This window comes from Nocardia sp. NPDC004278 (assembly GCF_053602975.1).
Genome location: NZ_JBSGEQ010000001.1, coordinates 41,575 through 66,478 on the forward strand (window position 1 = coordinate 41,575; position 24,904 = coordinate 66,478).

The 24,904-nt window shown below is 65.5% G+C and carries 22 protein-coding genes; 9 read left to right on the forward strand and 13 right to left on the reverse strand.

The window, feature by feature from the left end; all coding sequences use genetic code 11:
- Positions 1 to 8 precede the first annotated feature (8 nt).
- Genes ACWEO2_RS00195 through ACWEO2_RS00205 form a run of 3 tightly spaced genes read right to left on the reverse strand, consistent with a single transcriptional unit; the run spans position 9 to position 2,700 of the window.
- The gene (locus ACWEO2_RS00195; RefSeq protein WP_452403322.1) at positions 9 to 659 is read right to left on the reverse strand and encodes a PIG-L deacetylase family protein; all 651 of its coding nucleotides are present in this window, start codon (positions 657 to 659) and stop codon (positions 9 to 11) included.
- Positions 656 to 1,435 (reverse strand): glucose-1-phosphate cytidylyltransferase, encoded by a 780-nt coding sequence (locus ACWEO2_RS00200; protein ID WP_452403323.1) that lies wholly within the window; start codon positions 1,433 to 1,435, stop codon positions 656 to 658. Before ACWEO2_RS00200 ends, ACWEO2_RS00195 begins: the two co-directional genes overlap by 4 nt.
- Complete coding sequence (locus ACWEO2_RS00205; protein WP_452403324.1) at positions 1,432 to 2,700, reverse strand: class I SAM-dependent methyltransferase; 1,269 nt, start codon at positions 2,698 to 2,700, stop codon at positions 1,432 to 1,434. Before ACWEO2_RS00205 ends, ACWEO2_RS00200 begins: the two co-directional genes overlap by 4 nt.
- A gap of 485 nt (positions 2,701 to 3,185) precedes the next feature.
- Between ACWEO2_RS00205 and ACWEO2_RS00210 the strand changes: the two genes are divergently transcribed.
- Positions 3,186 to 4,697, forward strand: coding sequence for a sugar transferase (locus tag ACWEO2_RS00210; protein WP_452403325.1), 1,512 nt, complete (start codon positions 3,186 to 3,188; stop codon positions 4,695 to 4,697).
- 42 nt (positions 4,698 to 4,739) lie between these two features.
- Here the strand turns inward: ACWEO2_RS00210 and ACWEO2_RS00215 are convergent, their stop codons facing one another.
- Positions 4,740 to 5,402, reverse strand: a complete 663-nt coding sequence (locus ACWEO2_RS00215) for a biliverdin-producing heme oxygenase (RefSeq protein WP_452403326.1) — start codon at positions 5,400 to 5,402, stop codon at positions 4,740 to 4,742.
- A 66-nt stretch (positions 5,403 to 5,468) separates the two neighbouring features.
- Positions 5,469 to 6,935, reverse strand: coding sequence for a threonine/serine ThrE exporter family protein (locus ACWEO2_RS00220; RefSeq protein WP_452403687.1), 1,467 nt, complete (start codon positions 6,933 to 6,935; stop codon positions 5,469 to 5,471).
- A gap of 275 nt (positions 6,936 to 7,210) precedes the next feature.
- On the opposite strand from ACWEO2_RS00220, the gene ACWEO2_RS00225 reads away from it, so the two are divergent.
- Complete coding sequence (locus ACWEO2_RS00225) at positions 7,211 to 8,065, forward strand: TIGR03619 family F420-dependent LLM class oxidoreductase (RefSeq protein WP_452403327.1); 855 nt, start codon at positions 7,211 to 7,213, stop codon at positions 8,063 to 8,065.
- Positions 8,066 to 8,119: 54 nt separating this feature from the next.
- Here the strand turns inward: ACWEO2_RS00225 and ACWEO2_RS00230 are convergent, their stop codons facing one another.
- The 4 genes from ACWEO2_RS00230 to ACWEO2_RS00245 form a co-directional block, all read right to left on the reverse strand.
- A complete protein-coding gene (locus tag ACWEO2_RS00230) occupies positions 8,120 to 10,042 on the reverse strand; it encodes a vWA domain-containing protein (protein ID WP_452403328.1) in 1,923 nt (640 codons plus the stop codon).
- Positions 10,043 to 10,218: 176 nt separating this feature from the next.
- On the reverse strand, positions 10,219 to 11,856 hold the full coding sequence (locus tag ACWEO2_RS00235; RefSeq protein WP_452403329.1) for an ABC transporter permease: 1,638 nt from the start codon (positions 11,854 to 11,856) through the stop codon (positions 10,219 to 10,221).
- On the reverse strand, positions 11,853 to 12,785 hold the full coding sequence (locus ACWEO2_RS00240; protein ID WP_354956465.1) for an ABC transporter ATP-binding protein: 933 nt from the start codon (positions 12,783 to 12,785) through the stop codon (positions 11,853 to 11,855). Before ACWEO2_RS00240 ends, ACWEO2_RS00235 begins: the two co-directional genes overlap by 4 nt.
- A complete protein-coding gene (locus tag ACWEO2_RS00245) occupies positions 12,785 to 13,420 on the reverse strand; it encodes a TetR family transcriptional regulator (RefSeq protein WP_452403330.1) in 636 nt (211 codons plus the stop codon). Before ACWEO2_RS00245 ends, ACWEO2_RS00240 begins: the two co-directional genes overlap by 1 nt.
- 237 nt (positions 13,421 to 13,657) lie before the next feature.
- Here ACWEO2_RS00245 and ACWEO2_RS00250 point away from each other — a divergent pair, with 237 nt between their 5' ends.
- Positions 13,658 to 15,595 (forward strand): acyl-CoA dehydrogenase family protein, encoded by a 1,938-nt coding sequence (locus ACWEO2_RS00250; RefSeq protein WP_452403688.1) that lies wholly within the window; start codon positions 13,658 to 13,660, stop codon positions 15,593 to 15,595.
- Between the two features lie 18 nt (positions 15,596 to 15,613).
- On the opposite strand, the gene ACWEO2_RS00255 is transcribed toward ACWEO2_RS00250, so the two are convergent.
- The 4 genes from ACWEO2_RS00255 to ACWEO2_RS00270 form a co-directional block, all read right to left on the reverse strand.
- Positions 15,614 to 16,282: a phosphatase PAP2 family protein gene (locus ACWEO2_RS00255; protein ID WP_452403331.1), complete on the reverse strand. Its 669-nt coding sequence runs from the start codon at positions 16,280 to 16,282 to the stop codon at positions 15,614 to 15,616.
- Positions 16,283 to 16,372: 90 nt separating this feature from the next.
- On the reverse strand, positions 16,373 to 17,275 hold the full coding sequence (locus ACWEO2_RS00260; RefSeq protein WP_452403332.1) for a nuclease-related domain-containing protein: 903 nt from the start codon (positions 17,273 to 17,275) through the stop codon (positions 16,373 to 16,375).
- Positions 17,276 to 17,365: 90 nt separating this feature from the next.
- Positions 17,366 to 18,757, reverse strand: coding sequence for a DUF2252 domain-containing protein (locus tag ACWEO2_RS00265; protein WP_452403333.1), 1,392 nt, complete (start codon positions 18,755 to 18,757; stop codon positions 17,366 to 17,368).
- Between the two features lie 62 nt (positions 18,758 to 18,819).
- Positions 18,820 to 20,514, reverse strand: coding sequence for a GMC oxidoreductase (locus ACWEO2_RS00270; RefSeq protein WP_452403334.1), 1,695 nt, complete (start codon positions 20,512 to 20,514; stop codon positions 18,820 to 18,822).
- Between the two features lie 293 nt (positions 20,515 to 20,807).
- On the opposite strand from ACWEO2_RS00270, the gene ACWEO2_RS00275 reads away from it, so the two are divergent.
- The 6 genes from ACWEO2_RS00275 to ACWEO2_RS00300 all read left to right on the forward strand — a co-directional run bounded on the left by ACWEO2_RS00275 (position 20,808) and on the right by ACWEO2_RS00300 (position 24,895).
- The gene (locus ACWEO2_RS00275) at positions 20,808 to 21,392 is read left to right on the forward strand and encodes a CDP-alcohol phosphatidyltransferase family protein (RefSeq protein WP_354956535.1); all 585 of its coding nucleotides are present in this window, start codon (positions 20,808 to 20,810) and stop codon (positions 21,390 to 21,392) included.
- A 116-nt stretch (positions 21,393 to 21,508) separates the two neighbouring features.
- Complete coding sequence (gene gcvH, locus ACWEO2_RS00280; protein WP_452403335.1) at positions 21,509 to 21,907, forward strand: glycine cleavage system protein GcvH; 399 nt, start codon at positions 21,509 to 21,511, stop codon at positions 21,905 to 21,907.
- Positions 21,908 to 22,077: 170 nt separating this feature from the next.
- The gene (gene odhI / locus ACWEO2_RS00285; RefSeq protein WP_452403336.1) at positions 22,078 to 22,563 is read left to right on the forward strand and encodes an oxoglutarate dehydrogenase inhibitor Odhl; all 486 of its coding nucleotides are present in this window, start codon (positions 22,078 to 22,080) and stop codon (positions 22,561 to 22,563) included.
- Positions 22,564 to 22,636: 73 nt separating this feature from the next.
- A complete protein-coding gene (gene ftsR / locus ACWEO2_RS00290) occupies positions 22,637 to 23,473 on the forward strand; it encodes a transcriptional regulator FtsR (protein ID WP_354956480.1) in 837 nt (278 codons plus the stop codon).
- A 161-nt stretch (positions 23,474 to 23,634) separates the two neighbouring features.
- Positions 23,635 to 24,108 carry a bifunctional nuclease family protein gene (locus ACWEO2_RS00295; protein ID WP_062985690.1) on the forward strand — a complete coding sequence of 158 codons (474 nt, stop codon included), beginning with the start codon at positions 23,635 to 23,637 and terminating at the stop codon, positions 24,106 to 24,108.
- A 187-nt stretch (positions 24,109 to 24,295) separates the two neighbouring features.
- A complete protein-coding gene (locus ACWEO2_RS00300) occupies positions 24,296 to 24,895 on the forward strand; it encodes a MerR family transcriptional regulator (protein ID WP_330254661.1) in 600 nt (199 codons plus the stop codon).
- Positions 24,896 to 24,904 lie beyond the last annotated feature (9 nt).

Genomic DNA, 24,904 nt, shown 5'->3' on the forward strand with positions numbered 1-24,904 from the left:
TCCAGTTTTCATGACAGCTCGAAACCGACGACAACTTTGTCGACAATGAATGCTTCGGCATGCTGAGCCCGGCATTGCACCCCACGCAGCCGGGACAGACCGGTGAACGACTGTCCGTCGAACCAGTCCCGCCCCACTTGTGAAGGGTAGTGCTTCTGCAGCAGCCGCGCCTTTTCCTCGGCGAATTCCGTTGATATCGGAACGAATACGGTCGGGTGTGGCGTATCGGTCTCCCATTTGAGGATCTCGTAGCCGAGCACCAGATGGTCGCGGAATTCGGTGGGCACGAGTTCGGCGAGGAGCCGATGGTCCTGATGCGCGTCACCGCGCTGCGGTGCGAAGACCAGATCCGGCTCGGTACCCGCGCGAAAGGTGGACAGCGCCTGTTTGATCCGATCCCAGTGCGCCGGGGCGCGACCATCGGGCAGATCGAGCACCGTCACCTCGAGGTCAGCGCCGGGACAGAAGGCGGCCAGTGCGGCACGTTCCTCGTCCTCACGCACCGTGCCCGCGCCGGAGAGCACCAGCGCGCGCACCCGAAGTCCGCGGTACCGGTGCGCCAGCGTGCGCAGCGTTGCGCCCATGCCGATCGCGATATCGTCGCAGTGCGCGCCGAGTATCGCGATTTCGTGCAATGGCCCGGTGGTCAGGGCGATCATGCGAACTGCTTCTCCCAGACCATCCACGGCCGGATGCCGGACCGGTACGCGGCGTCGAGTTCGGCGCGTTCCTTGAAGGTGTCGGCGGGCTTCCAGAAGCCGAGATGCTGATAGCCGTAGAGCCGTCCCTGCCCGGCGAGCCTGCCACACGCGTCGGCCACCAGATCGCCCCCGGGCGGCAGCAGATCGAGCACCTCATGGCTGAGCACGAAGTATCCGCCGTTCTCCCACAGCGGCATCGACGAGACCGGGCGGATCTCCTTGACCTCGCCATTGGGCTTGATATCGACGCAGTGGAACGACTGCTGCGGCGGCACCACCATCATCGAGGCGGCCGCGCCGGAGGCGCTGAAGCGCTCGATCATTTCGTCCAGCGGTGCGTCGGTGAGCACGTCGGCGTAGTTGGCCAGGAAGGTCTGCTCGCCCTCGAGATGCGGGCGCACCCGGCGCAGCCGCTCGCCGATGGCCGAGTCCAGGCCGGTGTCGACGAAGGTGATCGACCAGTCGCTGATATCGGTGCGCAGCAGCTCCACCGAGCCATCGCGGATGACGAAGTCGTTGGAGACCGACTCCTGATAGCTCAGGAAGAAGTCTTTGATGTGCTCGGCGCCGTAGCCGAGGCACAAGATGAAATCCTTGTGGCCGTAGTGCGCGTAGTAGCGCATCACATGCCAGAGCAGTGGCCGCGGACCGACCAGTTGCATCGGTTTCGGGAGCATGTCGGAGCCGTCGCGCATGCGCATCCCATAGCCGCCGCAGAACAGCACAACCTTCATCGTGCGTGCCTTCCCCTCGTTTCAGCGTTATTCGATTCCCCGAGCACCGCGCTGTGCAGAGTTGGTAGTGGATAGACCAGTTCGCCGCCCCACTCGGCGATATGGCGCAGTTGTGCGGAGATCTCGGCTTCGAGGTTCCACGGCAGGACCAGCACCACATCGGGTCGATCGAGATCGATGCGTGCGGTCGGATAGATCGGGATCCGGGTGCCGGGGGTGAATCGCCCGTGCTTATAGGGATTTCGGTCGACCGTATAGCTCAGCAGGTCTGGACGGATCCCGCAATAGTTGAGCAGTGTGTTGCCCTTGCCGGGCGCGCCGTAGCCGACCACCCGTTTGCCCTGGGCCTGTGCGTCGAGCAGAAAACGCAGCAGCTCCTGACGCACATGCCGGGCGCTGGACTCCAAATGCTGGTAGCCCTCGACCCGGTGCAGGCCCGCGGCCTGCTCGCGCCGCAGCACCTCGTGCACCCGGGGGCTCGGCGCATCCGCGACCGCCTCCGGGCGGGCCCACAGGCGGATCGAACCGCCGTGTGTGGCAAGCAGTTCGACATCCACCACGGCCAATCCGGCCGTTGCCAGTGCACGCTGGGCCGAGAGCACCGTGTAGTACTGGAAGTGTTCGTGATAGATGGTGTCGAACTGGGCCAGTTCCATCAGGTTCAGCGCGTGGTGCACCTCGATCGAGAGCCAGCCGTCATCGGCCATCAGCTCGCGCAGTGCGCGGGTGAAACCGCGCAGGTCGGGGACGTGCGCGTAGACATTGTTGGCGACCACCAGATTCGCGGGCCCGTGCTGGCCGCAGATCCGCTTGGCGAATTCCTCGTCGAGAAACACCGTTTCGGTCGGCACGCCGATCTTGCGAGCGGCCGCGCCGACGTTCACCGAGGGCTCGATGCCGAGGCACGGTATGCCCGCGGCGACGACGTGGCGCAGCAGATAGCCGTCATTGCTCGCGACCTCGACCACGAACGAGTCGGGTTGCAGGCTCAATCTTTCGACGGCCTCGGAAACGAAAACTTCGGCATGTTCGACCCAACTATCGGAATATGATGCGAAATATGCGTACTCGGTAAAGGTTTCCTCGGGTGTGATCAATGCGGGGATCTGCAACAGTAGGCAGTCATCGCAAATTCGCAGATGTAGCGGGTAGGTCGGCTCCGGAAGATCGAGTTCGTCCGCCGCGAGAAACTTCTCACACGGCGGTGTGGCCCCGAGGTCGAGCACGCTCGAAAGACGCTCGGATTCACAAAGTCGACAACGCATCCTGGCCCCTGCCTCCTGCCGCGTGGGTCGTCCGGCGAATAACCGGCATGCCCAGCACGTCGCTGCGATCAAGTGAGACGTTACAACGAATCGCTTGCGTATTGCCCCCCAAATCGATTGGGGGGTAGCGGTTTCCGGACGATTTTGAGGCCATTCCGGGGGGTAGCATTCGAGTGGCAAACAATTCGATAGGGGGTAGATCCCCCACTATCGCTTCCGGACGGTCGGGCTGCGTGTGCGCCACCTGCCGACTTTCTGCATGTTGCCTTTCGATCACGGGCCAAAAAACCGACCGTCCGAATGTTGGCTACTGCGTGGAATACGCTGCGGCCCTTTCTGTTCGGTGGATGAATGGGATTGTGTTCTGTAACAATCGCGTTCTGGCCGCCGACTGAAGGAACACCCCGGGCGGTCAGATTGCGTCGAGGGGACCGGTCGACGGGGATCGGGGGCAACAAATACTCCCAGGGGGAGGTGCGTGTTCAATGAGCTTCGAGCTCACCGATGATGACGACCTGGACGTCACGGGTCCGTCCAGAACACTGCCGCGCTCGGAGCGCGAACGCTGGCAGGCAGAGTATGTAAGGCGCTTGGCCACAACGGATTTCGCGGTAGTCGCCGCGTCGGTCGGCCTGGCGCAGCTGATCCGATTCGGCGGCCCCGTCGCGCCCCCGCTGGCATGGCCGATGCCGTACGAGGTCGGCTATACCGTGGTTTCGGTATTGCTCGCGCTCACCTGGCTCGCCTTCCTGGCCGCGTGCAATACCCGATCGCCCCAGGTGGTCGGGAGTGGGGCAGAAGAATACCGCCGGTTGGTTTCGGCCACCCTGCGGCTGTTCGGGGCATTGGCGATCATGTCGCTGATATTGCAGATCGAGTTCGCGCGTGGATATCTCGCGATCGCGCTGCCGCTCGGTCTATTCGGATTGATGTCGAGCCGATTGCTGTGGCGGCTGCACACCCGGCAGCGGCGCAGCGTCGGCGAGTACCGGATCTCGGTGCTGGTGGTCGGCTGTGCGGAGGCGGCGCAGGCGATGGCGGCCGCATTCTCCCGCGATCCGGCCTCCGGATATCGGGTTGTCGGGGTGTGCCTTCCGGATGGCGGCACCGATAGCACCGAATACGCGATCCGGGCGTCGGGAAAATCGTTTTCGGTGGTCGGCGACGACCGCTCGGTACTCGACGCGGTGCGCCGTAGCGGTGCCGATACCGTCGCGGTGACGGCGACCGATCACCTCGGGCCGGTCGAATTGCGCCGGATGGCTTGGGATCTGGACCCGCTCGGTGTCGAGCTGATCGTCGCGCCCGGTGTCGTCGATATCGCGGGCACCCGGTTGACGAACCGCCAGGTCGCGGGCATGCCGATGCAGCACATCGCCAAACCGCAGTACGACCGCGCGAAGTCGACCGGTAAGGCGGTATTCGATGTGTGCTTCGCCGGTGGGGTGCTGCTCGCCATCCTGCCCGCGCTGCTCGCCATCGCGATCCTGGTCAAACTGACCAGTCCCGGACCGGTGTTCTACCGCTCGGAACGAATCGGCCGCGGCGGCAAGCCGTTCCAGATGATCAAGTTCCGCAGCATGTACTTCGACGCGGACCGTCAGGTCGCGGCACTCATCGAATCCCATGGCGGCAATCCGGTGTTCTTCAAGATGAAAGACGATCCGCGAATCACCCCGATCGGCAAGATCATTCGCAAGTTCAGCCTGGACGAGCTGCCGCAGTTCCTGAATGTGCTGCGCGGTGAGATGAGCGTGGTCGGGCCGCGCCCGCAGGTGCAGCGCGAGGTCGACACCTACGACGGCGATATGCGGCGCAGGCTGCTGGTGAAGCCGGGCGTCACCGGCCTGTGGCAGGTGAGCGGACGATCCAATCTTTCGCTGGAGGATTCGGTGCGCCTGGATCTGTCCTATGTCGAAAACTGGTCCATGATTCTGGATCTGCTGTTGATCGCCAAGACCATCGGCGCCGTCGCGCGCGGCGAGGGGGCCTACTGATCACGCCCCGGGGCGAATCGCCTGGGTCGGGCGCGTATCCGGTCAGGAGGGGCGGCGGGCCGGGAATTCGGCGGCGAGTTCGGCGAAGACCGCGGTATTGAGTGCGAAGGCCTGCTGTCCCTCGTCGAGTACGCGACGGCGCTCGAGATCGTCGAGCGGCAGTTGGTCGAGCAGTGCGCGGTATTCGCGTTTGAAGGCGGCCGGATTGCCGACGCCGTCGAAGACGTAGAAGCGGACGCCGTCGCCGCGATGCGGCAGGTTCCAGAGCTTTTCGGCGGTGCCGCGGATGACCTGGCCGCCGGAGAGATCGCCGAGGTATCGGGTGTAGTGATGGGCGATATATCCGGCGGGCCAATCACGGGCGCACTCATCGATGCGCTCGGCGTAGGCGGCGGTGGCGGGCAGTGCTTCGAGCGCGCCGCGCCAGTGCGGGCCGATGAGATGGGCGAGGTCGCGCTGGAGTTCCGCGGTGCGAGCCAGTTCCGGTCGAATGAACGGACCCGCGACCGGATCATCGGCGAGCGTTTCCCAGCGGCCCTCTAGCGCGCGGTAGATGAACCAGAGCTGGGTGGTGTAGCGATGATAGGAATCGATGCCGAGCGAGCCGCCGAGCATGTCACTGATGAACGAGGAGTTCTCGGCCTCTTCATGCTGTTGTGCGGTGGCGGTACGGATCGCCGTGGAGAACGGGACGGTGTCCGACATTCCTGAACCACCTCGCTATCGCTCAGTGCTTTGGGAACCCTTACCGGTCGGTACAACCATACCGGCTCACTCCTGATGCGTCTGTCGAGATCGACTCGTGTCCCGACGTAGGGGATGGCGCGGTGGGCGGCGTCGGCGCACGATGACCGGCCTGCGGATCGAGCCGAACCGGCTCGTAATGCGCGGCCTGCGCACGGTCCGGTCGATCCATTCGCCGAGGGTCACACCCGCGGCCAGCGCACAGCCGACGCCGACCGCGGCGAGCACCTGATTGGCTCCGATCAGCAACTCGTCATTGAGCAGTGCGTAGAGCCCGCGGTACACCTTCAGACCAGGTAGCAGCGGAGTAATGCCCGCGACCGCGACGACCAGCGGAGGAGTCAGTGACCGGCGTGCCATCAGACCACCGGCCAGGCCGACCAGCGTCGCGGCGACCGCGGAGGAGATCACCGGGCCGAAGCCGAGATGCTGCACCAGCAGAAAACAGATCGTGCCCGCCGCGCCACCGAGCGCGGCGGCGGCCAGCGCCCGGCGCTCGGCGTAGCAGGCGAGTGCGAACGTCAGCGCGGCCACGGCACCGGCGGCGATCTTGATCGGCAGATCGGTGATGTCGCGGCCGGAGGTGAGATAGACCGGCGGCACCGTGGCACCCGCGAGCTCTCCGACCCGCAGTGCCAGTGCGATGCCCGCGATGATGCCGCCGGTCATCATCAGCACCTCGAGCATGCGCGCGGTCGCGGTGATCGGTGCGCCGGTTATCCCGTCCTGCACCGCGCCGACCAGTTGCAAACCACTGAGCAGCACGGTGATTCCGGCGGCGATGATCAGCGTCGGGTCGACATTGATATGGACGGTCGCCGCGAGTGTCGCCAACAGCAGCGCCGGTGTCGCCGCGATCGCGCCGCCCACCACATGCTGGAAGAAAAACGGCAGCCCGTAGCGATTCAGGACGCGATTGGCGCGGTCGATCGCCAGCGTGGTGCCGAAACTCACCGCGGCGACGAGCCAGCCGCCGCCGAGCAGCGCCGCGATCGATGCGGCAAGCAGTGACCATCCGAACGTGGCGATCCAGCGGTGGTACGGATGCGGTGCCGAGGTGATGGCATCGAGCTGCGCCCGGGCATCCTCCGGCGACACGACCTCATTGCGGATGCGGCGGGTGAGCCGGTCGACCGCGGCGAGGCGGGTGAAGTCCAGGGACCGATACTTCACCACGCGCATGGTGCTGGCCGGTGGCAGCTGCGGACCGCGGTCGGCCCAGATCCTGATCGCGTCGTAGGTGACATCGATATCGCAGCGGGACAGGCCGTAGGTGGCAGCGATGAAGCGCACCTGGGTGGTCGTATCGTTGACACCGGTACCCGAGGCGAGCACGACCTCTCCGACCCGCACCGCCAGGTCGAGGACCTCCGCGACCCGGGCGTCGTCGGTCAGATCGATCGGCTGTAGCGGTGTCGGCGCGGCCACAATGGTGTCCGCGGTGGCGGGACGGTCGGCGACCAGCAGGTCGACCGCCTGTTTGACGACGGGGATGCGAGGTGCTCGGAAGAAACGCAGTCGGGGCCGCTTGCCCAGGGGGTCGTCCGGGGTTGCGGCGTCGTCTCCTCCTGAGAGTGTTTCCAGACCCATGTGCGTGACCGTAGTCATCCGGTGCCGATGTCGCATCACCTGTGGTCGCGGAGCCACATCGATTGCCAGACGGTTGTCCGGACACTTGGTCGGAGCTGGCAAAAGTGATAGAACTTGTTCTAATTTGCTGATACTTCGAGCGGCCGAATAGCAGTCGCGAGCGAATGGGAGCGGGTACGGTGCGGTACGGAATTGTGTTGTTCACCAGTGACCGGGGCATAACGCCCGCCGATGCGGCCGCGGCCGCCGAGCAGGCCGGATTCGACGCGTTCTACGTGCCCGAACACACCCATATCCCGGTGATCAGGGCGGCCGCGCATCCGCGCACCGGGGATGCCACCCTGCCCGATGACCGCTATCTGCGCACGCTGGACCCCTGGGTCGCGCTGGCCACCGCGGCGGCCGTCACCAGTCGGATCACGCTGTCCACAGCGGTCGCACTGCCCGCCGAACACCATCCGATCACCCTCGCCAAAACCCTCGCCTCCCTGGACCATCTGTCCGGCGGTCGGGTCAGCCTCGGCGTCGGATTCGGTTGGAACACCGACGAAATGGCGCATCACGGGGTCCCCGCGAACAAGCGCAGGACGGTGCTGCGGGAACACCTCGATGCCATGCGCGCCCTCTGGTCCGATGAGGAGGCCAGCTTCGCGGGTCAGTTCGTGAACTTCGGACCGAGCTGGTCCTGGCCCAAGCCGGTGCAGAAGCGGATTCCGGTGATCCTCGGCGCGGCCGGGACCGAGCAGTCGTTCACCTGGCTGGCCAAGAACGCCGACGGCTGGCTCACCACCCCCACCGAGGACGGGCTCGGCGAGAAGATCGAACTGCTGAACCGGGTTTGGCGCGAGCATGAGCGCGAGGGCAGTCCGGAGATCATCGCACTGGCCGGACGCCATGATGCGGCGCAGCTCGCGCAATGGGCCGAATTGGGTATTACCGAGGCGGTTTTCGGGCTGCCGGATCGTGATGCCGATGACGTGCGCGCGTACTTGACTCGCCTGGCTGGGAAGCTGGGTATCGCAGCGGCAGGCTGAGCGCTCGGCCGAAAGCCCGCTGATATCACGATGTCAGCGGGCTTTCGTGCCACACTAACCCAGCCGCCGCCGTGCGACGACGAGTCCGACGACCACGCCGATAGCGCCGATGACCGCCACGCTTATCAGGGCGATCACGATCCGGCCTGTCGACGAATTCGATTCGGACGCAGTCGATTCCGCTGCTACGACGGTGGTGTCGCGGCTTGTCGGCGTCTTCGCAGCGGTGGAGTTCTCGCCGAAAACGCCATCGCCGACGGTGGTCGCGTACGTCGGGCCGCTTTCCGTGGCGCCGGTCACGGTGAGATCCAACTGCACTGAAACCGGCTGGTTGTCGCCCTTGTCAGTGAAGCTCGAGCCGAGCTTCACCGCGATGTAGTACCAGCCCGCCACCGCCTCGTTGCGGGTATCGAGCACATCGGATTTGCGGTTGTTGTACCGAATCGGCACGGTGGCCATCGCCTCGTTCGTCGGCAGCACGGTGTCGCTGCCGGTGTAGGAGGAGAAGTCCGAGTCGATCGTCTCGCGGATCGGGCTGTACAGGGTGGTGCGGACATTGGAGATGTTGTCGACGCCGTGTCGGCCGTTGCCGCCGTAGTGGACTCGATACGCCAACCCTTGGCCCCAATCCAGCTTCACTCGATAGAACACGAACTCACCCTGCCGGATGGTGTCGGTGTAGCGGCCGCTGCCGGACAGGGTGCTGGCCGCGGTGAAGGACGGACCGCCGGAGACGGGGGTGCCCGTGCCGCTCGGCTCGGTGAAAGCCGTGAGCGGCGCGACGGCGACCGGACCGGCATCGGTTACCGCGGGTTCGATACCGACCAGCAGCTCGATCGGAAGTCGTTCCGGCACACCGGCCGAGACTCTGTCCCAGGTCAGCTGGAAGTAGTAGCGGCCGCCGCCCTTGCACTTATCGGAGCTGCCGCTGCCGCCGGTGGGTTGCTTGGTCGCGCCGTCGAACGCCTTGGCCACCGTGAGCGCGACGCCGTCGCTGGAACTGGTCGCCTGCTCGGATTCGAAGACATTGCAATCCTGACCGTCGGCGCCGTAGATCCGTAGCTGCAGCGTGTTCATATCCTCGGTCGAGGAGATATTGGGCAGGCGCGGGAAGGACAGGGTGCCGCTGAAGTACGCGGTTGCTCCGGCCGGGATATCGACTGCCCAGTAACGCTTTTCCTTCTGACCGAGGGTGTCCAAATACTGGCCAGGGGTGGCCACCGGAGCGGTGTCGTATTTTCCGGTGCCCGTGATCGGTGTGCCGACCGCCTTGTAGTTGCGCAGTGCGGCGGAGCTCACGCGTGGCAGGGTCCGCTCGAGTGCGGGGCCGTCGGCGGCGTCGCTGTACGTGCCGCCGGTTGCCTGGGCCATGCAGGTGAGTTGGGCGCGGGCCTTGGCGTCGACCGCGAACCCGATGGCGTGCACCACGAGGTCGAGGCCCTGCTGCTTCAATTCTCGTGCCACCTCGCACGGATCCGGTGGGGAGCAGGTGTCGTCGCCATCGGAAACCAACACGATGGAGCGCGGACCGGACTTCGGGAGGGTGTCGGCGGCTTGGCGCAGTGCGGTGCCCATGGGCGTCCAGCCGCTGGCCTTGATCCCATCGACCGCGCTGGTCAATGCGGTCCGGTCGAGAGTCTCGGGTTTGTGCAGGACTTGCACGTCACGGCAGCCGGATGTCTTCTCCGCCTCGCTGTTTCCGGTACTCGTGCCGTAAACAGTCAGTCCCACTTTGGATTCGGCGGGTGCGGTGCCGACGAACGAACGCACGGCATTCTTGGCCGCGTCCATCATGGTGCCCGCCGGATCCGGTCGCTGCATGGAGCCGGAGGCATCCAGGATCAACATGGTCGGCGCATATTGCGGTGATTGCGGACCCTGCTGTGCCTGTGCGGGTAACGCGGCCACGGCGAGTCCGAGCAACGTTGCGGCGGTCGCCGCGGTGAGTCGGATAACGCGTTGGGAGAATATCGACATTGCCTCATCTGCTTGTTTCGCTCCGATAAGCAGCAGAGGTTACCCATCGAATGCCGCTGTTCCCATTCTTGAAACGCCCGTCGACATAACCGGTCGTCTGAACCGGCGGGTCACACGGCAGCAAGAAAGCTGCCCCGTCACGAGCTGTAGCTCGTGACGGGGCAGTATTTTATCGGTCAGCGCAGGTCGCGGCGGCGGAAGGCCGCGATCCCGACCGCGAGCAATGCGACCGCGATCCCGAGTAGCCACAGGATCGGGGTGGCCTCGAAGGGCGAACCGGGGAGCTTCGGCGGATGGGCGAAGGGGACCAGGTCGCGGACCCACTGCGGCAGTCCGTCGAGGGAGCCGATGACGAAGATGGCGATCATCGTGCTGAGTACGCCCCACGCCACCGGGGTGTAGCGCGGCGCGAGACCGTAGATCGTCACGGCGATGCCCGTAAGCACCCACACGGCGGGAACTTGAACCGCCGCCGCGCCCAGGCAGTCGCCGAGCTTGCCCGCGAGATCGCCGTCCGATATCCCGTAGATGATGCCGACCGCCGCGCCCGCGACGAGCAGCAGTACCACGGGGCCGACCAGTGCGATGCCGATGTGGCTGAGCGCGTAGCGCACTCGGCTCACCGATCCGGCCAGGGTGGCCTCGGCGCGCTGGCTCGACTCCTCCTCGTGCAGCCGCAGCACGGCCGAGATGGAGTAGGCCGATGCCGCGATGGCCAGCATGCTGAGGGCGAAGGTGATGAACGAATTCTGCAGCACATCAGTGCCGCCCATCCGGTTGATCACATCGCGGATCTGCTTACTGTTCTCGAGCATGTCGCCGACGCTGTTGATGGCGCCGCCCATCAGCGATCCGTAGAGCAGGAAGCCGATGGACCAGGCCAGCAGCGAGCCGCGCTGCAGCCGCCACGCCAGCCCCGATGGACCGGACAGCGTGGGCGCCGCGACCGGCGCGCCGGACCGCTCGGCGAGCAGGCCCGAGCCCGTATCACGTTGCCGCAGAAGCATATACGCGACTGCAGTGGTCACAATGGCGACGGTGAGCAGTGGGATCAGTATCCACCAGCGCTCATCCGCATACGGCCGCATATTGATGCACCAGCCGAGCGGTGAAAACCACGACAGCACACCATTTCCCGCATCGCCGACCGCGCGAACTGCGAAGGCCGCGCCGAGCGCGCCGAACGCCACCCCGCGCGCGACCCGCGCACCCACGCTCACCTGTGCCGCGATGGCCGCGACCCCGGCCCAGGCCAGACCGGAACCACCGAGCGTCGCACCGTAGGCCAGCGAACCGGCGGCGGGCAGGTCACTGCTGTAGAGCGCGAGGGCGCTCAGCACGGCGACGATCAGACAGCCGGTCGCCGTCATGATCATGGCGGCGGTCAACCCCGCGTAGCGGCCGATGCTGGTGGCGCCCACCAACTCCGCGCGACCGGTCTCCTCCTCGACCCGGGTGTGCCGGATGACGGTGAGGATCGTCGCGATCGCGATCATCGCGTAGAACGGCCCGGCCTTCCACAGTCCGACCGAGCCGAGGTCGGTGCTGAAGACCGGCCCATACATGGCAACGAGCGCCGGGCTTTCCATGACCGACTTCGCCGCATGATCGAGGTCGGCCTGCGTGGTGTAGACGGCCTTGGCGCTGCCGACATAGAAGGCGGGCAGCAGTCCGAAGGCAAATACCCACAGCGGCAATACGATTCGGTCGCGCCGCAGGAACAGTCGCAGCATCTGGGCGGTACCGGCGAAGTCGGCCGACCCGCGCGCGGCGGGCGCGGCGTAATGCCTGCCGCCCGCGGTTGCGGTTGTCATGATCCCACCTTCTGCATGGTCGCGCTCGCCTGCTCGGAGGTCGCGCCGTCGACGTGGTAGTGCCGCAGGAACAGCTCCTCCAGCGTTGGCGGCGCACTGGTGAGGCTGCGTACTCCGACATCGCCGAGGATCCGGATCAGCGCACCGAGATGTTCACCGTCGACCTGGCAGCGCAGCGTCGAACCGTCGCGTTCGATGTCCTCGACACCCGGGACACGGCTGAGGTCGCCCGGGTCGCCGAGCAATTCGGCGGTGATGGAGGTGCGCGACAGATGCCGCATATCCGATAGCGACCCGCTTTCCACCGTGCGCCCGGCCCGGATGATGGTCACCCGGTCGCACAGCACCTCCACCTCGGAGAGGATATGGCTGGACAGCAGGACCGTGGTGCCGCGCTGTTTGGCCTCTTCGACGCATTCGCGAAAGACCTGCTCCATCAATGGATCCAGGCCCGAGGTCGGTTCGTCGAGCAGCAGCAGACGCACATCGGAGGCGAGCGCGGAGATCAATGCGACCTTCTGTCGGTTGCCCTTCGAGTAGGTGCGCGCCTTCTTGCGCGGATCCAGGTCGAAGCGCTCGATGAGTTCAGTGCGACGCTGCGGATTGATTTCCCCGCGCATCCTGGCGAGCAGGTCGATGGTCTCACCGCCGGACAGTGACGGCCACAGTGTGACATCTCCTGGTACATAAGCGATTTCGCGATGCAGCTCGACCGCATCGGTCCACGGGTCGCCCCCGAGCAGCCGGACCTCGCCGGAGCTGGCGCGCAGGATCCCGAGCAGGATACGGATGGTGGTCGACTTCCCTGCGCCGTTCGGGCCGAGGAAGCCATGGATTTCGCCATCGCTAACCGCGAGATCGAGCCCATTGAGGGCAGCGAAGTGGCCGAAGTTCTTGTGCAGATCGCGAACTTCGATGATGTCGGACATCAGGTCTCCTTGGTGAGTATGTCCAAGATCGTTGGGTCGGTCAGGAATCCCTGGGCGTAGAGCTCCGCGGCGGGCATCATGAACTCTTCGGTCATGGTGCGAACGAGCTTGCGGTAGTCGATCTTTTCGCCGCGTTGTTGCAGCAGGGTGAAGTACAGGACGCTCGCGCCGACGTTGACCATCGTCAGATATCTGGCGCGCGCGGCCGGATCGCGACTCGGCTTGATGGTGCCCGCCTCGACGCCTGCCTGGATGTACTCCTCGGCATCCGAGATCATGTGCTCGAGTAGGGATTCGGCCAACGGGCCCCCCGCCTGCAGGCTGCGCACCATATAGGCGACCAGCGGGCCGTATGCCTCGATCTCGGACATCGCGGTGAGCATGCTTTTCGCGACGTTCGTCTCGGTGGCGGTCTTCCACTTCTGGTCCCGGATCAACTGCAGCACCCGTTCGTCGCAGGCGGCCCGCAGGCCGTCCTTGGAGCCGAAGTGATGGTTGACCAGTCCCGGGGAGACATCGGCCGCTGTGGCGATCGCACGCACTCCGACCTGGAATCCGTTGTCACCGAACACCTCGATCGCGATATCGCGTATTCGGGCGGCGGTGGTGAGATCCGAATTCGGGGTCGGCGTCACGCGGCGCCTCCTAGTTCGGCGGATCCTTGCGGTACGGCTCTCTGGTTGAACACATGTTTAGTATATTAAACGCGCGTTCAACCGCAAAGCAAGAGTGCGGCGAAGATGTCGTGTCACGGCTACCGAATTCGCTGGTCAGAGCGTTGGATGCAGCCATTGGGGGTGATATGTCATCGGTGCGAACCGATCGCTGGACGTCGGTGAAACGCTAGTGTCGGTCCCATGGTTGACACCGAGATTCCCTCGACATCGGACCACCTGCGCGATGCACTCGACGGCCCATGGCGTGCGGTGCGCGCCGAAGCCCGGGTGCGGCTGGCCGACGACCGGTTTTCCGGCGACCCCTATCTCGACTACCGCGCGGCCCGAGCCCGGGTGCTCGAGCAGATGCGGGTCATCGCGACGATGGGATACGCGGAGGCCGGTTTCCGGCGCGAGCACGGAGGCACGGGGGAGCCGGGCGCGGCCGTGGTCGGGCTGGAGATGCTGGCCTATGCCGACCTGTCGCTGTGGGTGAAATCGGGAGTGCAGTGGGGGTTGTTCGGCGGTGCCGTGGAAAACCTCGGGACCGAACGGCATCGCGATGTGGTCGAGCGGCTGATCTCACTGGATCTGCTCGGCTGTTTCGCGATGACCGAATCCGGACACGGCAGCGATGTCGCGAATCTGGAGACGACCGCGACCTACGATCCGGCGACCCAGGAGTTCGTCGTGCAGTCGCCGACGCCCTCGGCGCGCAAGGACTACATCGGCGGCGCGGCCGAACATGCCAGGATGGCCGCGGTTTTCGCGCAGCTGATCACCCAGGAGACGAGCCAGGGCGTGCACTGCTTCCTGGTGCCGATCCGCGATGCGCACGGCGCCGATCTGCCCGGCGTGACCACCTACGACGACGGCCTCAAGGGCGGTCTGCCCGGCGTCGACAACGGTCGCATCGTCTTCGATCAGGTCCGCATTCCGCGCGAGAACTTGCTCAACCGGTATGCCGATGTCGCACCGGATGGCACCTACAGCTCCGATATCGAGAATCCGAGCCGCCGATTCTTCACCACGCTCGGCACTTTGGTGCGCGGGCGGGTCAGCGTCGGCGGTGCGGCGGCGGCCGGTGCGCGGGTGGCGTTGAGCATTGCAACGCGGTATGCGCTGATGCGCCGCCAGTTTTCCGATCCGGACAGCGGTCAGGAGACCCTGCTGCTGGACTACCGCAGTCATCAGCGGCGGCTGCTGCCATTGATCGCCCGGTCGTATGCACTCGCATTCGCCCAGAATGATCTGGTTCGCCGGATGCATCTGGTGCAGACCGGTCAGGATCTCGATCCCGGCGCGCAGCGCGCCCTGGAGAAGCGGGCCGCCGGACTCAAGGTGGCGCAGACCAGATTCGCGACCCGCGCCATCCAGGAATGCCGCGAAGCCTGTGGCGGCGCCGGCTATCTCACCGAGAACCGCCTGGTCACGCTGAAGGCCGATACCGATGTGTTCACCACCTTCGAGGGCGACAATGTGGTGCTGACCCAGCTGGTGGCCAAGGAACTGCTGACCGCCTATTCCGATGAGATCCGCGATCTGGACGCGCTCGGCTGGGTGCGCTTCGCCGCGACGATGGCCGGTGATGTGGTGCGCAAGCGGTCCGGTGTGCGCCAACTGATCCAGACGCTGCGCGACCGCGGCGACGATAGCGTCGACGACGGCGACCTGTCCCGCCGCTCGGTGCAGCTGCAGCTGTTCGCCGACCGTGAGGACTATCTGGTTCGCACCGCAGGGCACCGGCTGCGTGCCCGCGCCAAGGACACCACCCCGTTCGAGGCATTCAATAACGCGCAGGACCACATCCTGGCCGCGGGCACCGCGCATATCGACCGGCTGATTCTCGAGGAGTTCATCGAAGGCATTGCCGGCATCGCGGATCCGGCGGCGCGCGAACTCGCCGAAACCGTCTGCGACCTCTACGTCTACTCGATGCTCGAGGAGAACCAGGCCTGGTTCATCATGCACCGGTTCATGTCGGTCGATCGCGCGAAGGCGGTGCGCCGCGGCGTCAATGAACTCGTCGACCGGCTGCGCCCGGACGCGCTCGCCCTGGTCGAGGGCTTGGGTGTGCCGGAGAGCATGCTGCGGGCGGCGCTGCTCGATGATGCCAGCGTCTTCGATCGGACGACCATCCGGACGACCATATAGCGGTGCGGCACACCGCGATCAGCGCTGGGCGCGGCTGCGAGCGGCCGGGCGAACCCGTCCGGTCGGCTCGAGCAGGCGGTCGGCCGGTCGCCAGCACGCGGTGACCAGTGCGATCGCTGCGGCTGTCCCGCCGAGGATATCGGTGGGCAGGTGGTAGCCGAGTCCGATCATGCCGACCGCCGCGCAGACCAGCGCGACGGTGGCGATCACGACGGTGCGCACCCGTGCGCGCATCGAGTCGGTCAGCAGCACGAATGTGGTCGCGATCGCGACCAGATGCACCGTATGTCCGCTCGGATACGCGAGATAGTCGTGCAGCGGTCGATCCCAGAGTGGTTTGAGCACCCAGCTGTTGATCCCGACTACAACCTCCGGAAGTACCACCATCGCCGCGGCGCGCCGCCACTGCCCCCGATAGCCGAACCAGGCGGCGGCCGCGAGCAGTAGCGGGATCAGAATGTAGCCATTGCTCGGGATCACCAGCGCCTGGTAGATGCCGGGACGGTCGTCCATCGCCGAATGGATCGGCTCGGCGAGCGCGCGATCGAGATCGGTGCAACCGCCATCGCGGGGAAAGGTAAGTGGCAGCATAACCGCGATGCCGGTGCCGATGAACACCACGCACAGCGCGACGAGGTTCGCCCGGACCCGGCCGAGCCACCCGGCTACCTTCCATTCCACGATCACCGCTCGACGATAGGGCACCCGCGCACCGACACCGCCGGTCGCGGACGCACCCGCGATCGTTTTCCGTAGGGATCGAACGCCCTCGCGACGTCACCCCGGCCCGTAAGTCAATACCGCGGTGATCACGAACCAGATCACCCATGCGAAAGCGACGAGCATGCCCGTCGCCAGGGCGATGCGCATGAACGCGCGTCCGAGGTCCATATCGCCCGCCTGTCGCGGATACAGCTTCCACGGGCTGTACCAGGGCGCCTCGATGACGATGGCCGGTGCGTCGGCGTTCTTCTCGGCCTCCGCGAGTTCTGCGGCATACGCCTCTGCCTGCGCCTGCTGCGGACCGCCGTGCCAGAGGGAGACATCGATCGGGCCGAGGAAACCCTCGTTGATCAGATCCTGTGGGGCGGGCAGATAGGGCAGGATGCCGAGGCTGCGGAAGGCCACCGCGACATCGTTGGCGGTCCACAGGTGGATGTTCTTCTCGGAGTCGGCCAGCGTCTCGAAATAGTGTCGCAGCCGATCGGGTTCGGTGCCGAGGATCACGTCGAAACTCGGATCGCTCCACTCCTGCTTCACCGAAAGCTCGGCGCCGCGCAGCGGAACGATCAGCGCGACACCGTGCACCGCGCGCTGGCCGAGACCGCGCGCGGCCAGCCAGTTCTGCAGTGCGAGTGTGTGTTCGCGCGATTTGTCCAGCGGGGTGCGGCGATCGCGGGCCTCGATGGCGATGGGCTGGCCGGAGATCGTCCACGGGCCGCTGAGCGGCACCTCCAGCACCCCGTCCTGGCGTGCCACCAGTGCCTCGGCCTCGATCACCACACAACTGGTCGGGGTCCAGACCACGGCGTCGAACTGGTGCAGCCGATCATTGTGGAACAGACTGCAATTGACCGTGGCGACCCCGTGCGGGCTGGCCGGATCCTTCCAGGTGCGCAGCCAGTCGATCAGTGCCCGCTCAGCATTGGTGCCTGCCGGGTTCTGTACTCGCACGAGCATTCGCGACCGCCCTTCACGTCGTCACTCGATGGTGGCAAGGATACGGACAACATGGCCCGGTTCGCCGCGCCTGCGACCAGGTGCGGCGTGTCATTGCGGATGTTCCACTGCGATCTTTCCAGCCCGCACCGCCTCGACCAATGCGGCGTGGTCGGACTCGGTCCGATCGGCATAGCGGATGGCGAAGCGCGCAATGGCGTCCTCGAAAGCCGCATCGCCATCGAGGTACCCGGCGAGCAGCCGCGGATCGAGGGAGCGCGAATGCGCGCGGGCCAGCAGCGCACCGGCCAGCCTGCCGTAATCGTCGAGATCCTCCGATGACAGCTCCGTCGGGTCGATACTGCCCTTCATATTGCGGAATTGTCGCACCGTGAACGGCAGTTCACCGGTTGCCAAGCGCAATGTGGTCCACCCCAGCAGGATATCGGTCTCGGACTGAACCAGTCTGGCGCCCTGCACAATTCGTTCCCCTTCGTGCCGCGGCGACGATACCGGCAGGAACGGTCGCAAGGCGGAGGGATCGGCCTGCTTGAGCTGCAGCACCAGCGCTTCACCGTCGTTGCCGTGCAGCAGCGCGACATAGCTGTGCAGGCCGACGCTGCCGGTGCCGACGATGCGAAAGGCGATATCGGACACCGCGAATCGGGCCAGCAGATTGCGCCGGGACTCGCGCAGGGTGTCGCCGTAGCGTTCGAGGCCGTCGATGATCTCCTCGGCGATCTTATCGTCGACGGGTGTGAGAATCGGTGGGTCGCTAACGAATCGGTGCCGGCTGATCCCGGTCTGGTGATCCTCGAGATGTTCGGTCCACTTCTCGACCACCTTGGCGCTGGTGTTCTTGCGCGCCTTCTTCGCGGCCTTCTTGAAGTCGTCGAGCAGATCATCGGCCCTGGCCCGACTCAGGATCGACTCATCCGGCAGTGCGCTCCAGGACTCCATGAACGGTTGGTCGGCGAGATGATCGATGGTGAGCCGATACGACCGCGCGGCATCACGGGCGGCTCGCACGCAATCGTCTTCCGCTGCACCACCTTCGCGGCCCGCCAGGACCAGGCTGGCGGCCAGCCGCTCCAGATCCCATTCCCACGGGCCGACAATGGTTTCGTCGAAATCGTTGATGTCCATGACGATTTCGCCGCGCGGCGTGCCGTACAGGCCGAAATTTGCGGCGTGTGCGTCACCACAGAGCTGTGCGGACAGACCGCTGTCCGGACTGCCCGCGAGATCGGCGGCCATCAGACCGGCCGCGCCGCGATAGAAGGTGAACGGCGAGGCGATCATCCGGCCGATCCGCAGCGGCACCAGATGCGGCAACCGGCCGGCATTGCTGGCCGCGAGGAATTCCAGCACATCCGGCCGCCCGGATCCGGTGGCCGCCCGGTCCCGCGCGGTGACCGGAACCCGCTGCCGCAGTGCGCGACCGCGGGCGCGCACCTCCTCGGCAGGGACGTACGAGCGAAGATTGATACCACCGTCCAACACTGTGACATTTTGCCGCACCTGCGGCGCGGCGTGTTCGCGGCCCTCCGCGCGCGTCAGCTTGGTCAGGTCGCGGGGACGACCGGATCAGCGGGCGTGATCGGCAACCGCAACGCACCGGGTGCGGCCGCTGGCACCGCGGGATGTTTCGGCGCGACGGGGGAGATCCGCCGGTACTGCGAACCGAGTTCCGGACGCGGATCGGCGTCGTTCTTATTGGGCCAGAACGCCAGCGCGCGCTCGGCCTGTGCGGTGATGGTCAGCGACGGATTGACCCCGAGGTTCGCCGTGACCGCGGAACCGTCGGCAATATGCAGCCCCGGGTGCCCGAATACCCGCTGATACGGGTCGACGACACCGGCCTCGGGACCCGCGCCGATCACGCAGCCACCGATGTAATGCGCGGTGGCCGGGATGTTCAGCACATCCATGATCAGGCCGTGGGTATCGCCGTTGACCTTGGCGCCGAATCGGCGGCCGATATCGTGGGCCAGCGGAATCCAGGTCGGATTCGGTTCGCCGGTGCCCTGTTCGGTCTTCAACTTCCCGCGCCTGCGGTAGGAGGTCAGCGAATTGTCCAGCGACTGCATGACCAGCAGGATCACCGACTTCTCCGAGGCGTGGCGGGCATTGAGGCTGCGCAGGAATACCAGCGGATGCAACACGATCGCCAGCAGGAAACGCAGGAATCGGAATGCGCCGCCGTCCACGATCGGCACCGACATCGGGAACAGTGCGTTCTGCCCCTTGCCGTAATGGCATACCTCGATATGGGTATCGGCCTCCGGATGGATGGAGGAGGTGATCGCGATGCCCTCGGCGAAATCGCTGCGTGAGCGGCTCACCACATTGAGAATCGCCTCGGAGTTGCTGCGGGTGAGTTCACCAAGGCGCGGCGACAGGTTGGGCAGCACGGCCTCATCGCGCATCTTGTGCAGCAGCTTCTGGGTGCCGAGCGCGGCACCGGCGAATACCACCTGCTCGGCGGTAAAGGTCTTGCGCTGCTTGCGGACCCAGCGATCCGAGCGCTCGGTCTCGACCGCGTAGCCGCCACCGGACAGCGGCTGCACCGCGGTCGCGGTGGTCAGCGGATGCACTTCGGCCCCGGCCTTTTCGGCCAGGTAGAGGTAGTTCGTCGTGGTGGTGTTCTTGGCATTGTTCGGGCAGCCGGTGAAACATTGCGCGCAATGCACGCAGCCGCGCCGCCGCGGGCCAGCGCCGCCGAAGTACGGGTCATCGACCTCGGTGCCGGGATCGGCCTCGTTGAAGAACACACCGACATTGGTCGGGTGGAAGGTATTGCCGACACCCAGATCGTCGGCGATCTCCTTGATCACCTCATCGGCCGGTGTCATCCGCGGATTCGGCGCCACCCCGAGCATGCGTTGGGCCTGGTCGTAGTACGGCGCGAGTTCGGCCCTCCAGTCGGTGATATGAGCCCACTGCTTATCGGTGTAGAAGTTCGGCAGCGGCTCGTAGAGGGTGTTGCCGTAGATGAGCGAACCACCGCCGACGCCAGCGCCGGAGAAGACCGCGCATTTGCCGAGGATGCTGATCCGCTGCGGTCCGGTCAGACCGAGCCGCGGGGCCCAGATCGATTTGCGCACATTCCAATTCGTCTTCGGAATATCCTCGGCGGGCCAGCGGCGACCCGCCTCGAGTACGCCGACCCGGTAGCCCTTCTCGGTGAGGCGCAGCGCGCTCACGCTGCCGCCGAATCCGGAGCCGATCACTACCACGTCGTAGTCGAATGCGGGCATGGTTTCCCTCTCTGAACCGTGCGACAGCCTGTTCACAACCAGATGAGATGGTTTCACACTCATTCTGTCACCGGCTGAGGTGTGGCGTAATGCGCTGCTGGCGACTGCTTGCAGGTCGCTCGAAAAACCAGCCTGCCCGTGCGCGAAACTGTCCGCAACCGGCGTGCCCGGATGGCGTGAACCGGGGTCGGTGCGGTATGCACGGGGCTGTGACAACCGAATCGGGGAAGACGGAACCGGGCGGACGCGCCGACTCCGGCACGGGCGATACGGACGACCCGGCCGTCGGCGGTATCTTCGCCGACCGCATCCTTACCGTCCCGAATGTCCTGAGCGTGCTGCGACTGGTCGGCGTTCCACTGTTCCTGTGGCTACTGCTGGTGGTGCGGGCCGACGGCTGGGCGTTCGCACTGCTGGTGGCCAGCGGCGTCACCGACTTCCTGGACGGCAAGCTGGCCCGGCTGCTCGACCAGTCCTCGCGGCTCGGCGCGCTGCTCGACCCGTTCGTGGATCGGCTGTTCCTGGTGACCACGCTGGCCGCCTTTGTCATCCGCGGGCTGCTGCCCTGGTGGGTCGCGGTGATCCTGATCGGTCGGGACGCGATCCTCGCGCTGACTCTTTCGGTGTACAAACGCCGCGAGCTCGACCCGCCGGAGGTCATCTACCTGGGCAAAGCGGCCACCTTCGGTTTGATGTCCGCGCTGCCGTGGCTGCTGGCCGGTCAGATGGACTGGGCGCTGGCAGGTTTCGGCCGAGCCTTCGGTGGGGCATTCCTGGTCTGGGGCACGGCGGTGTATGTGTGGACCGGCGTGCTCTACCTATGGAAGGCTTTCGCCGTCGCGCGAGCGATACCGGCTGTGCCACACCGCAGTGAGTAGCGATTAGAGTTGCCTTGTACACCCGTAGCGACCTGTTGCGGGTCGCTCGAAACGATCAGTGGCGACTGCCCGCAGGTCGCTCGACAACGATCTGCCGATCGAGGAAAGGACGGCCTGTGACCCAGACCCCCGAGGATCTGCGCTACACCGAGGAACACGAATGGGTGCAGCGGGTCGGCCCGACCCGGGTTCGGGTGGGTATCACCGACTACGCCCAGTCTCAACTCGGTGACGTTGTGTTCGTGCAGCTGCCCGATGTGGACAAGGACGTGGCCGCGGCGGACAGCATCGCCGAGGTGGAGTCGACCAAGAGCGTCTCCGACATCTACGCCCCGCTCGCCGCGAAAGTCGTTGCGGTGAACGAGGATCTGACGTCGACGCCGGAAACGTTGAACAGTGATCCCTACGGCGACGGATGGATCTTCGAGCTCGAATTGAGCGACGAGGCCAGCACGGATGCGGCACTCGGTGCACTGCTGGATGCCGCGGGTTATCAAGGAGTTATCGGGGGCTGACCAAGCCTTCCCGGTTCTACCTGCACGGGTACGCCCTGGCAGGGTACGGTCAAAGCCAACAGATGTGCCGGTGCTTGGCAGCCGGTGTTCTAGCGTCAGGATCCCCAGGTCGTGGCGGTAAAGGCAGCACCTGCTTGCATGGATAATCAGGTTCGAGGAGGAGAGAAACGGTGAGCGAGAACAAAGACCCGGGTTACGGGGAGACCGCGGCCGAGACGACGTCGGTCTTCCGCGCGGATTTCCTGAACGAGGTCGACGCGTCGCGCTCCGCTGAGGTGACCGGCGAACAGCCGGTCCAAGGGGTCGAGGGTCTGCCCGTCGGTGCAGCCCTCTTGGTCGTCAAGCGAGGCCCGAACGCGGGCTCGCGCTTCCTGCTCGATCAGCCGACCACGTCGGCGGGGCGCCATCCCGACAGTGACATCTTCCTGGACGACGTCACCGTCAGCCGTCGGCACGCCGAGTTCCGGCAGGACGACGATTCGTTCCAGGTGGTCGATGTGGGCAGCCTCAACGGCACCTACGTCAACCGGGAGCCGGTGGACTCCTCGGAGCTGCAGAACGGTGACGAGGTACAGATCGGCAAGTTCCGCCTCGTGTTCCTCACCGGACCACGGGCCCAGGTGAACGAGTCATCGGCGGGTGCGGGCAGCCTGTGACTCCTGCGGCACGGATCATGCGTGTCGACGGTGTTGACAGGGAAGAACGCTGTGTCATGAAAGACTCGGTGCTATGACGGGCGCGGCGCAGTGGGCTCGCGGAGGCATGTCGATCGGCTCCGTGCTGGACCTGCTGCGACCGGACTTTCCGGACATCACCATTTCGAAGATTCGCTTCCTCGAGGCCGAGGGGCTGATCAGACCCGAGCGCACACCGTCGGGTTATCGCAGGTTCTCGATCGCGGACTGTGAACGGCTCAGATTCGTTCTGACCGCACAGCGCGATCAGTACCTGCCTTTGAAGGTGATCAAGGAACAGCTCGAAGCGATCGACAGCGGTGCGGCGACGCTCGGTGTGCGGGAAGCCCGCGCCCGGGCGCACTCCGGCCGCAGCGGTGCGCCGGAGGCCGGGCATTCATTGCCCGACTCCGCGCCCACCGCAACACCTTCGGCGCATACCGCGCCCCGGACCGCGGCGCCGCGCAAACTCGGTGTCGTACCCGGTGAGATCTCGCCCGACGAGCTGCGATTCGATCACGAAATCCGACTCACCCGCGCGGATCTGCTCGCCCAGGCCGAGATCGACGAGAAATTCCTTACCGACCTGGTTCGAGCCAATCTGATCACGCCGGGCGCCGCGGGATTTTTCGATGCGGACGCGGTGACGCTGGCCAAGACCGCCAAGGCGATGGCCGAATTCGGGCTGGAGGCACGGCATTTGCGCGCGTTCAAGCTGGCCGCGGATCGTGAGGCCGCGCTGGTGGCGCAGATTGCGGCCCCGATCGCCAAGAGCCGCGACGCCGGTGCGCGGGCCCGCGCGGAGGAGACGGTACGCGAACTCGCGGCGCTGTCGCTGACGCTGCACACCTGTCTGGTGAAGGCTTCGGTGCGGTCTTCGCTCGGCAGCTGAGGCTTCCGGCGGGTTTCACTTTGCGTTCCAGACGGGCAACACGCCGATTTCGGCTGTGCACACGGAATGCTTGACGCCTCGCGGTTCGCTTAGACTCGTGAGTACGGCGAGCCCTGCAGCGGTCATGCCGGGCGGCCGGCGAGTCATTGGGAGGCAGTGCGATGAGTGAGATGCGCGTTATCGGCATTCGTGTCGAGCAGCCACAGAACCAGCCCGTGCTGTTGCTCCGCGAGGTTTCCGGAGACCGGTATCTGCCGATCTGGATCGGGCAGGCCGAGGCGACCGCGATCGTGCTCGAACAAGAGGGGGTGACCCCGATCCGTCCACTGACCCACGATCTGATCAAGATCCTGATCGCCGACCTCGGGCACACTCTCAAGGAAGTGCGGATCGTTGATCTGCAGGAGGGCACCTTCTACGCGGATCTGGTCTTCGACAACGATCTGCGGATCTCGGCCCGGCCGTCGGATTCGGTAGCGATCGCCTTGCGGGTGGGTTGTCCTATCTATGCCGAGGAGCCGGTGCTCGAAGAGGCCGGGCTGGTCATGCCGGACGAGCGCGAGGACGAGGTGGAGAAGTTCAAGGAGTTCCTCGAATCCGTTTCGCCGGACGACTTCAAGGCCACCGACAGCTGAGCCGCTGCGCCAGGGCGGTCGGTTGGTCGAGCTCTTTCTTCTAGAGGTGAAGTAGAGGTCGAGACTCCTACCGCGCGTCGCGTTTGGTCCGACGATGCCGCTCCCGGGAGAATCACAGGGAGTAATCTCGATAGTTGGGCCACGTCCGTTACGGCCGGTCGTTGGTCGTGACGGAGCCGGGTCATCGATGAGGCTAGGCGTCGGCGAAGCAAGGGAGTGGTCAGTGGCAGAGCAATCGCAGGATGTGGTACAGCCAGGCCTGTTCCCGGATGATTCGGTGCCCGACGATTTGGTGGGCTACCGCGTACCGAGCGCGTGCCAGGTGGCCGGGATCACCTACCGGCAGCTCGATTACTGGGCGCGCACCGGATTGGTCGTTCCGTCCATCCGTGGGGCTGCGGGTTCGGGCAGCCAGCGCCTGTATTCGTTCAAGGACATTCTCGTCTTGAAGATCGTGAAGCGACTATTGGACGCGGGCATCTCGTTGCAGAACATTCGCATCGCCGTCGACCATCTGCGCAGTCGCGGCGTGCAGGATCTGGCGGGCATTACGTTGTTCTCCGATGGGACCTCGGTGTACGAGTGCACCTCGCCCGAGGAGGTAGTCGATTTACTGCAGGGTGGGCAGGGCGTCTTCGGAATCGCGGTCAGCGGCGCCATGCGGGAACTGACCGGAGCCATCGCCAACTTCCCGGCCGAGCGGGCCGTGAGCGGCAGCGCGAGCGAGCGGCCGGAGGATGAGCTGTCCTTCCGCCGTAAGGCTCGGATGAACCGGAAGACCGGCTAGGGATCGATT

Excerpts from the sequence above, each read along its gene's own strand:
- ACWEO2_RS00195 (WP_452403322.1), bottom strand. The coding sequence starts at position 659 with ATGATCGCCCTGACCACCGGGCCATTGCACGAAATCGCGATACTCGGC.
- ACWEO2_RS00200 (WP_452403323.1), bottom strand. The coding sequence starts at position 1,435 with ATGAAGGTTGTGCTGTTCTGCGGCGGCTATGGGATGCGCATGCGCGAC.
- ACWEO2_RS00205 (WP_452403324.1), bottom strand. The coding sequence starts at position 2,700 with ATGCGTTGTCGACTTTGTGAATCCGAGCGTCTTTCGAGCGTGCTCGAC.
- ACWEO2_RS00210 (WP_452403325.1), top strand. The coding sequence starts at position 3,186 with ATGAGCTTCGAGCTCACCGATGATGACGACCTGGACGTCACGGGTCCG.
- ACWEO2_RS00215 (WP_452403326.1), bottom strand. The coding sequence starts at position 5,402 with ATGTCGGACACCGTCCCGTTCTCCACGGCGATCCGTACCGCCACCGCA.
- ACWEO2_RS00230 (WP_452403328.1), bottom strand. The coding sequence starts at position 10,042 with ATGTCGATATTCTCCCAACGCGTTATCCGACTCACCGCGGCGACCGCC.
- ACWEO2_RS00235 (WP_452403329.1), bottom strand. The coding sequence starts at position 11,856 with ATGACAACCGCAACCGCGGGCGGCAGGCATTACGCCGCGCCCGCCGCG.
- ACWEO2_RS00240 (WP_354956465.1), bottom strand. The coding sequence starts at position 12,785 with ATGTCCGACATCATCGAAGTTCGCGATCTGCACAAGAACTTCGGCCAC.
- ACWEO2_RS00260 (WP_452403332.1), bottom strand. The coding sequence starts at position 17,275 with ATGCTCGTGCGAGTACAGAACCCGGCAGGCACCAATGCTGAGCGGGCA.
- ACWEO2_RS00270 (WP_452403334.1), bottom strand. The coding sequence starts at position 20,514 with ATGCCCGCATTCGACTACGACGTGGTAGTGATCGGCTCCGGATTCGGC.
- ftsR (WP_354956480.1), top strand. The coding sequence starts at position 22,637 with ATGACGGGCGCGGCGCAGTGGGCTCGCGGAGGCATGTCGATCGGCTCC.
- ACWEO2_RS00295 (WP_062985690.1), top strand. The coding sequence starts at position 23,635 with ATGAGTGAGATGCGCGTTATCGGCATTCGTGTCGAGCAGCCACAGAAC.
- ACWEO2_RS00300 (WP_330254661.1), top strand. The coding sequence starts at position 24,296 with ATGAGGCTAGGCGTCGGCGAAGCAAGGGAGTGGTCAGTGGCAGAGCAA.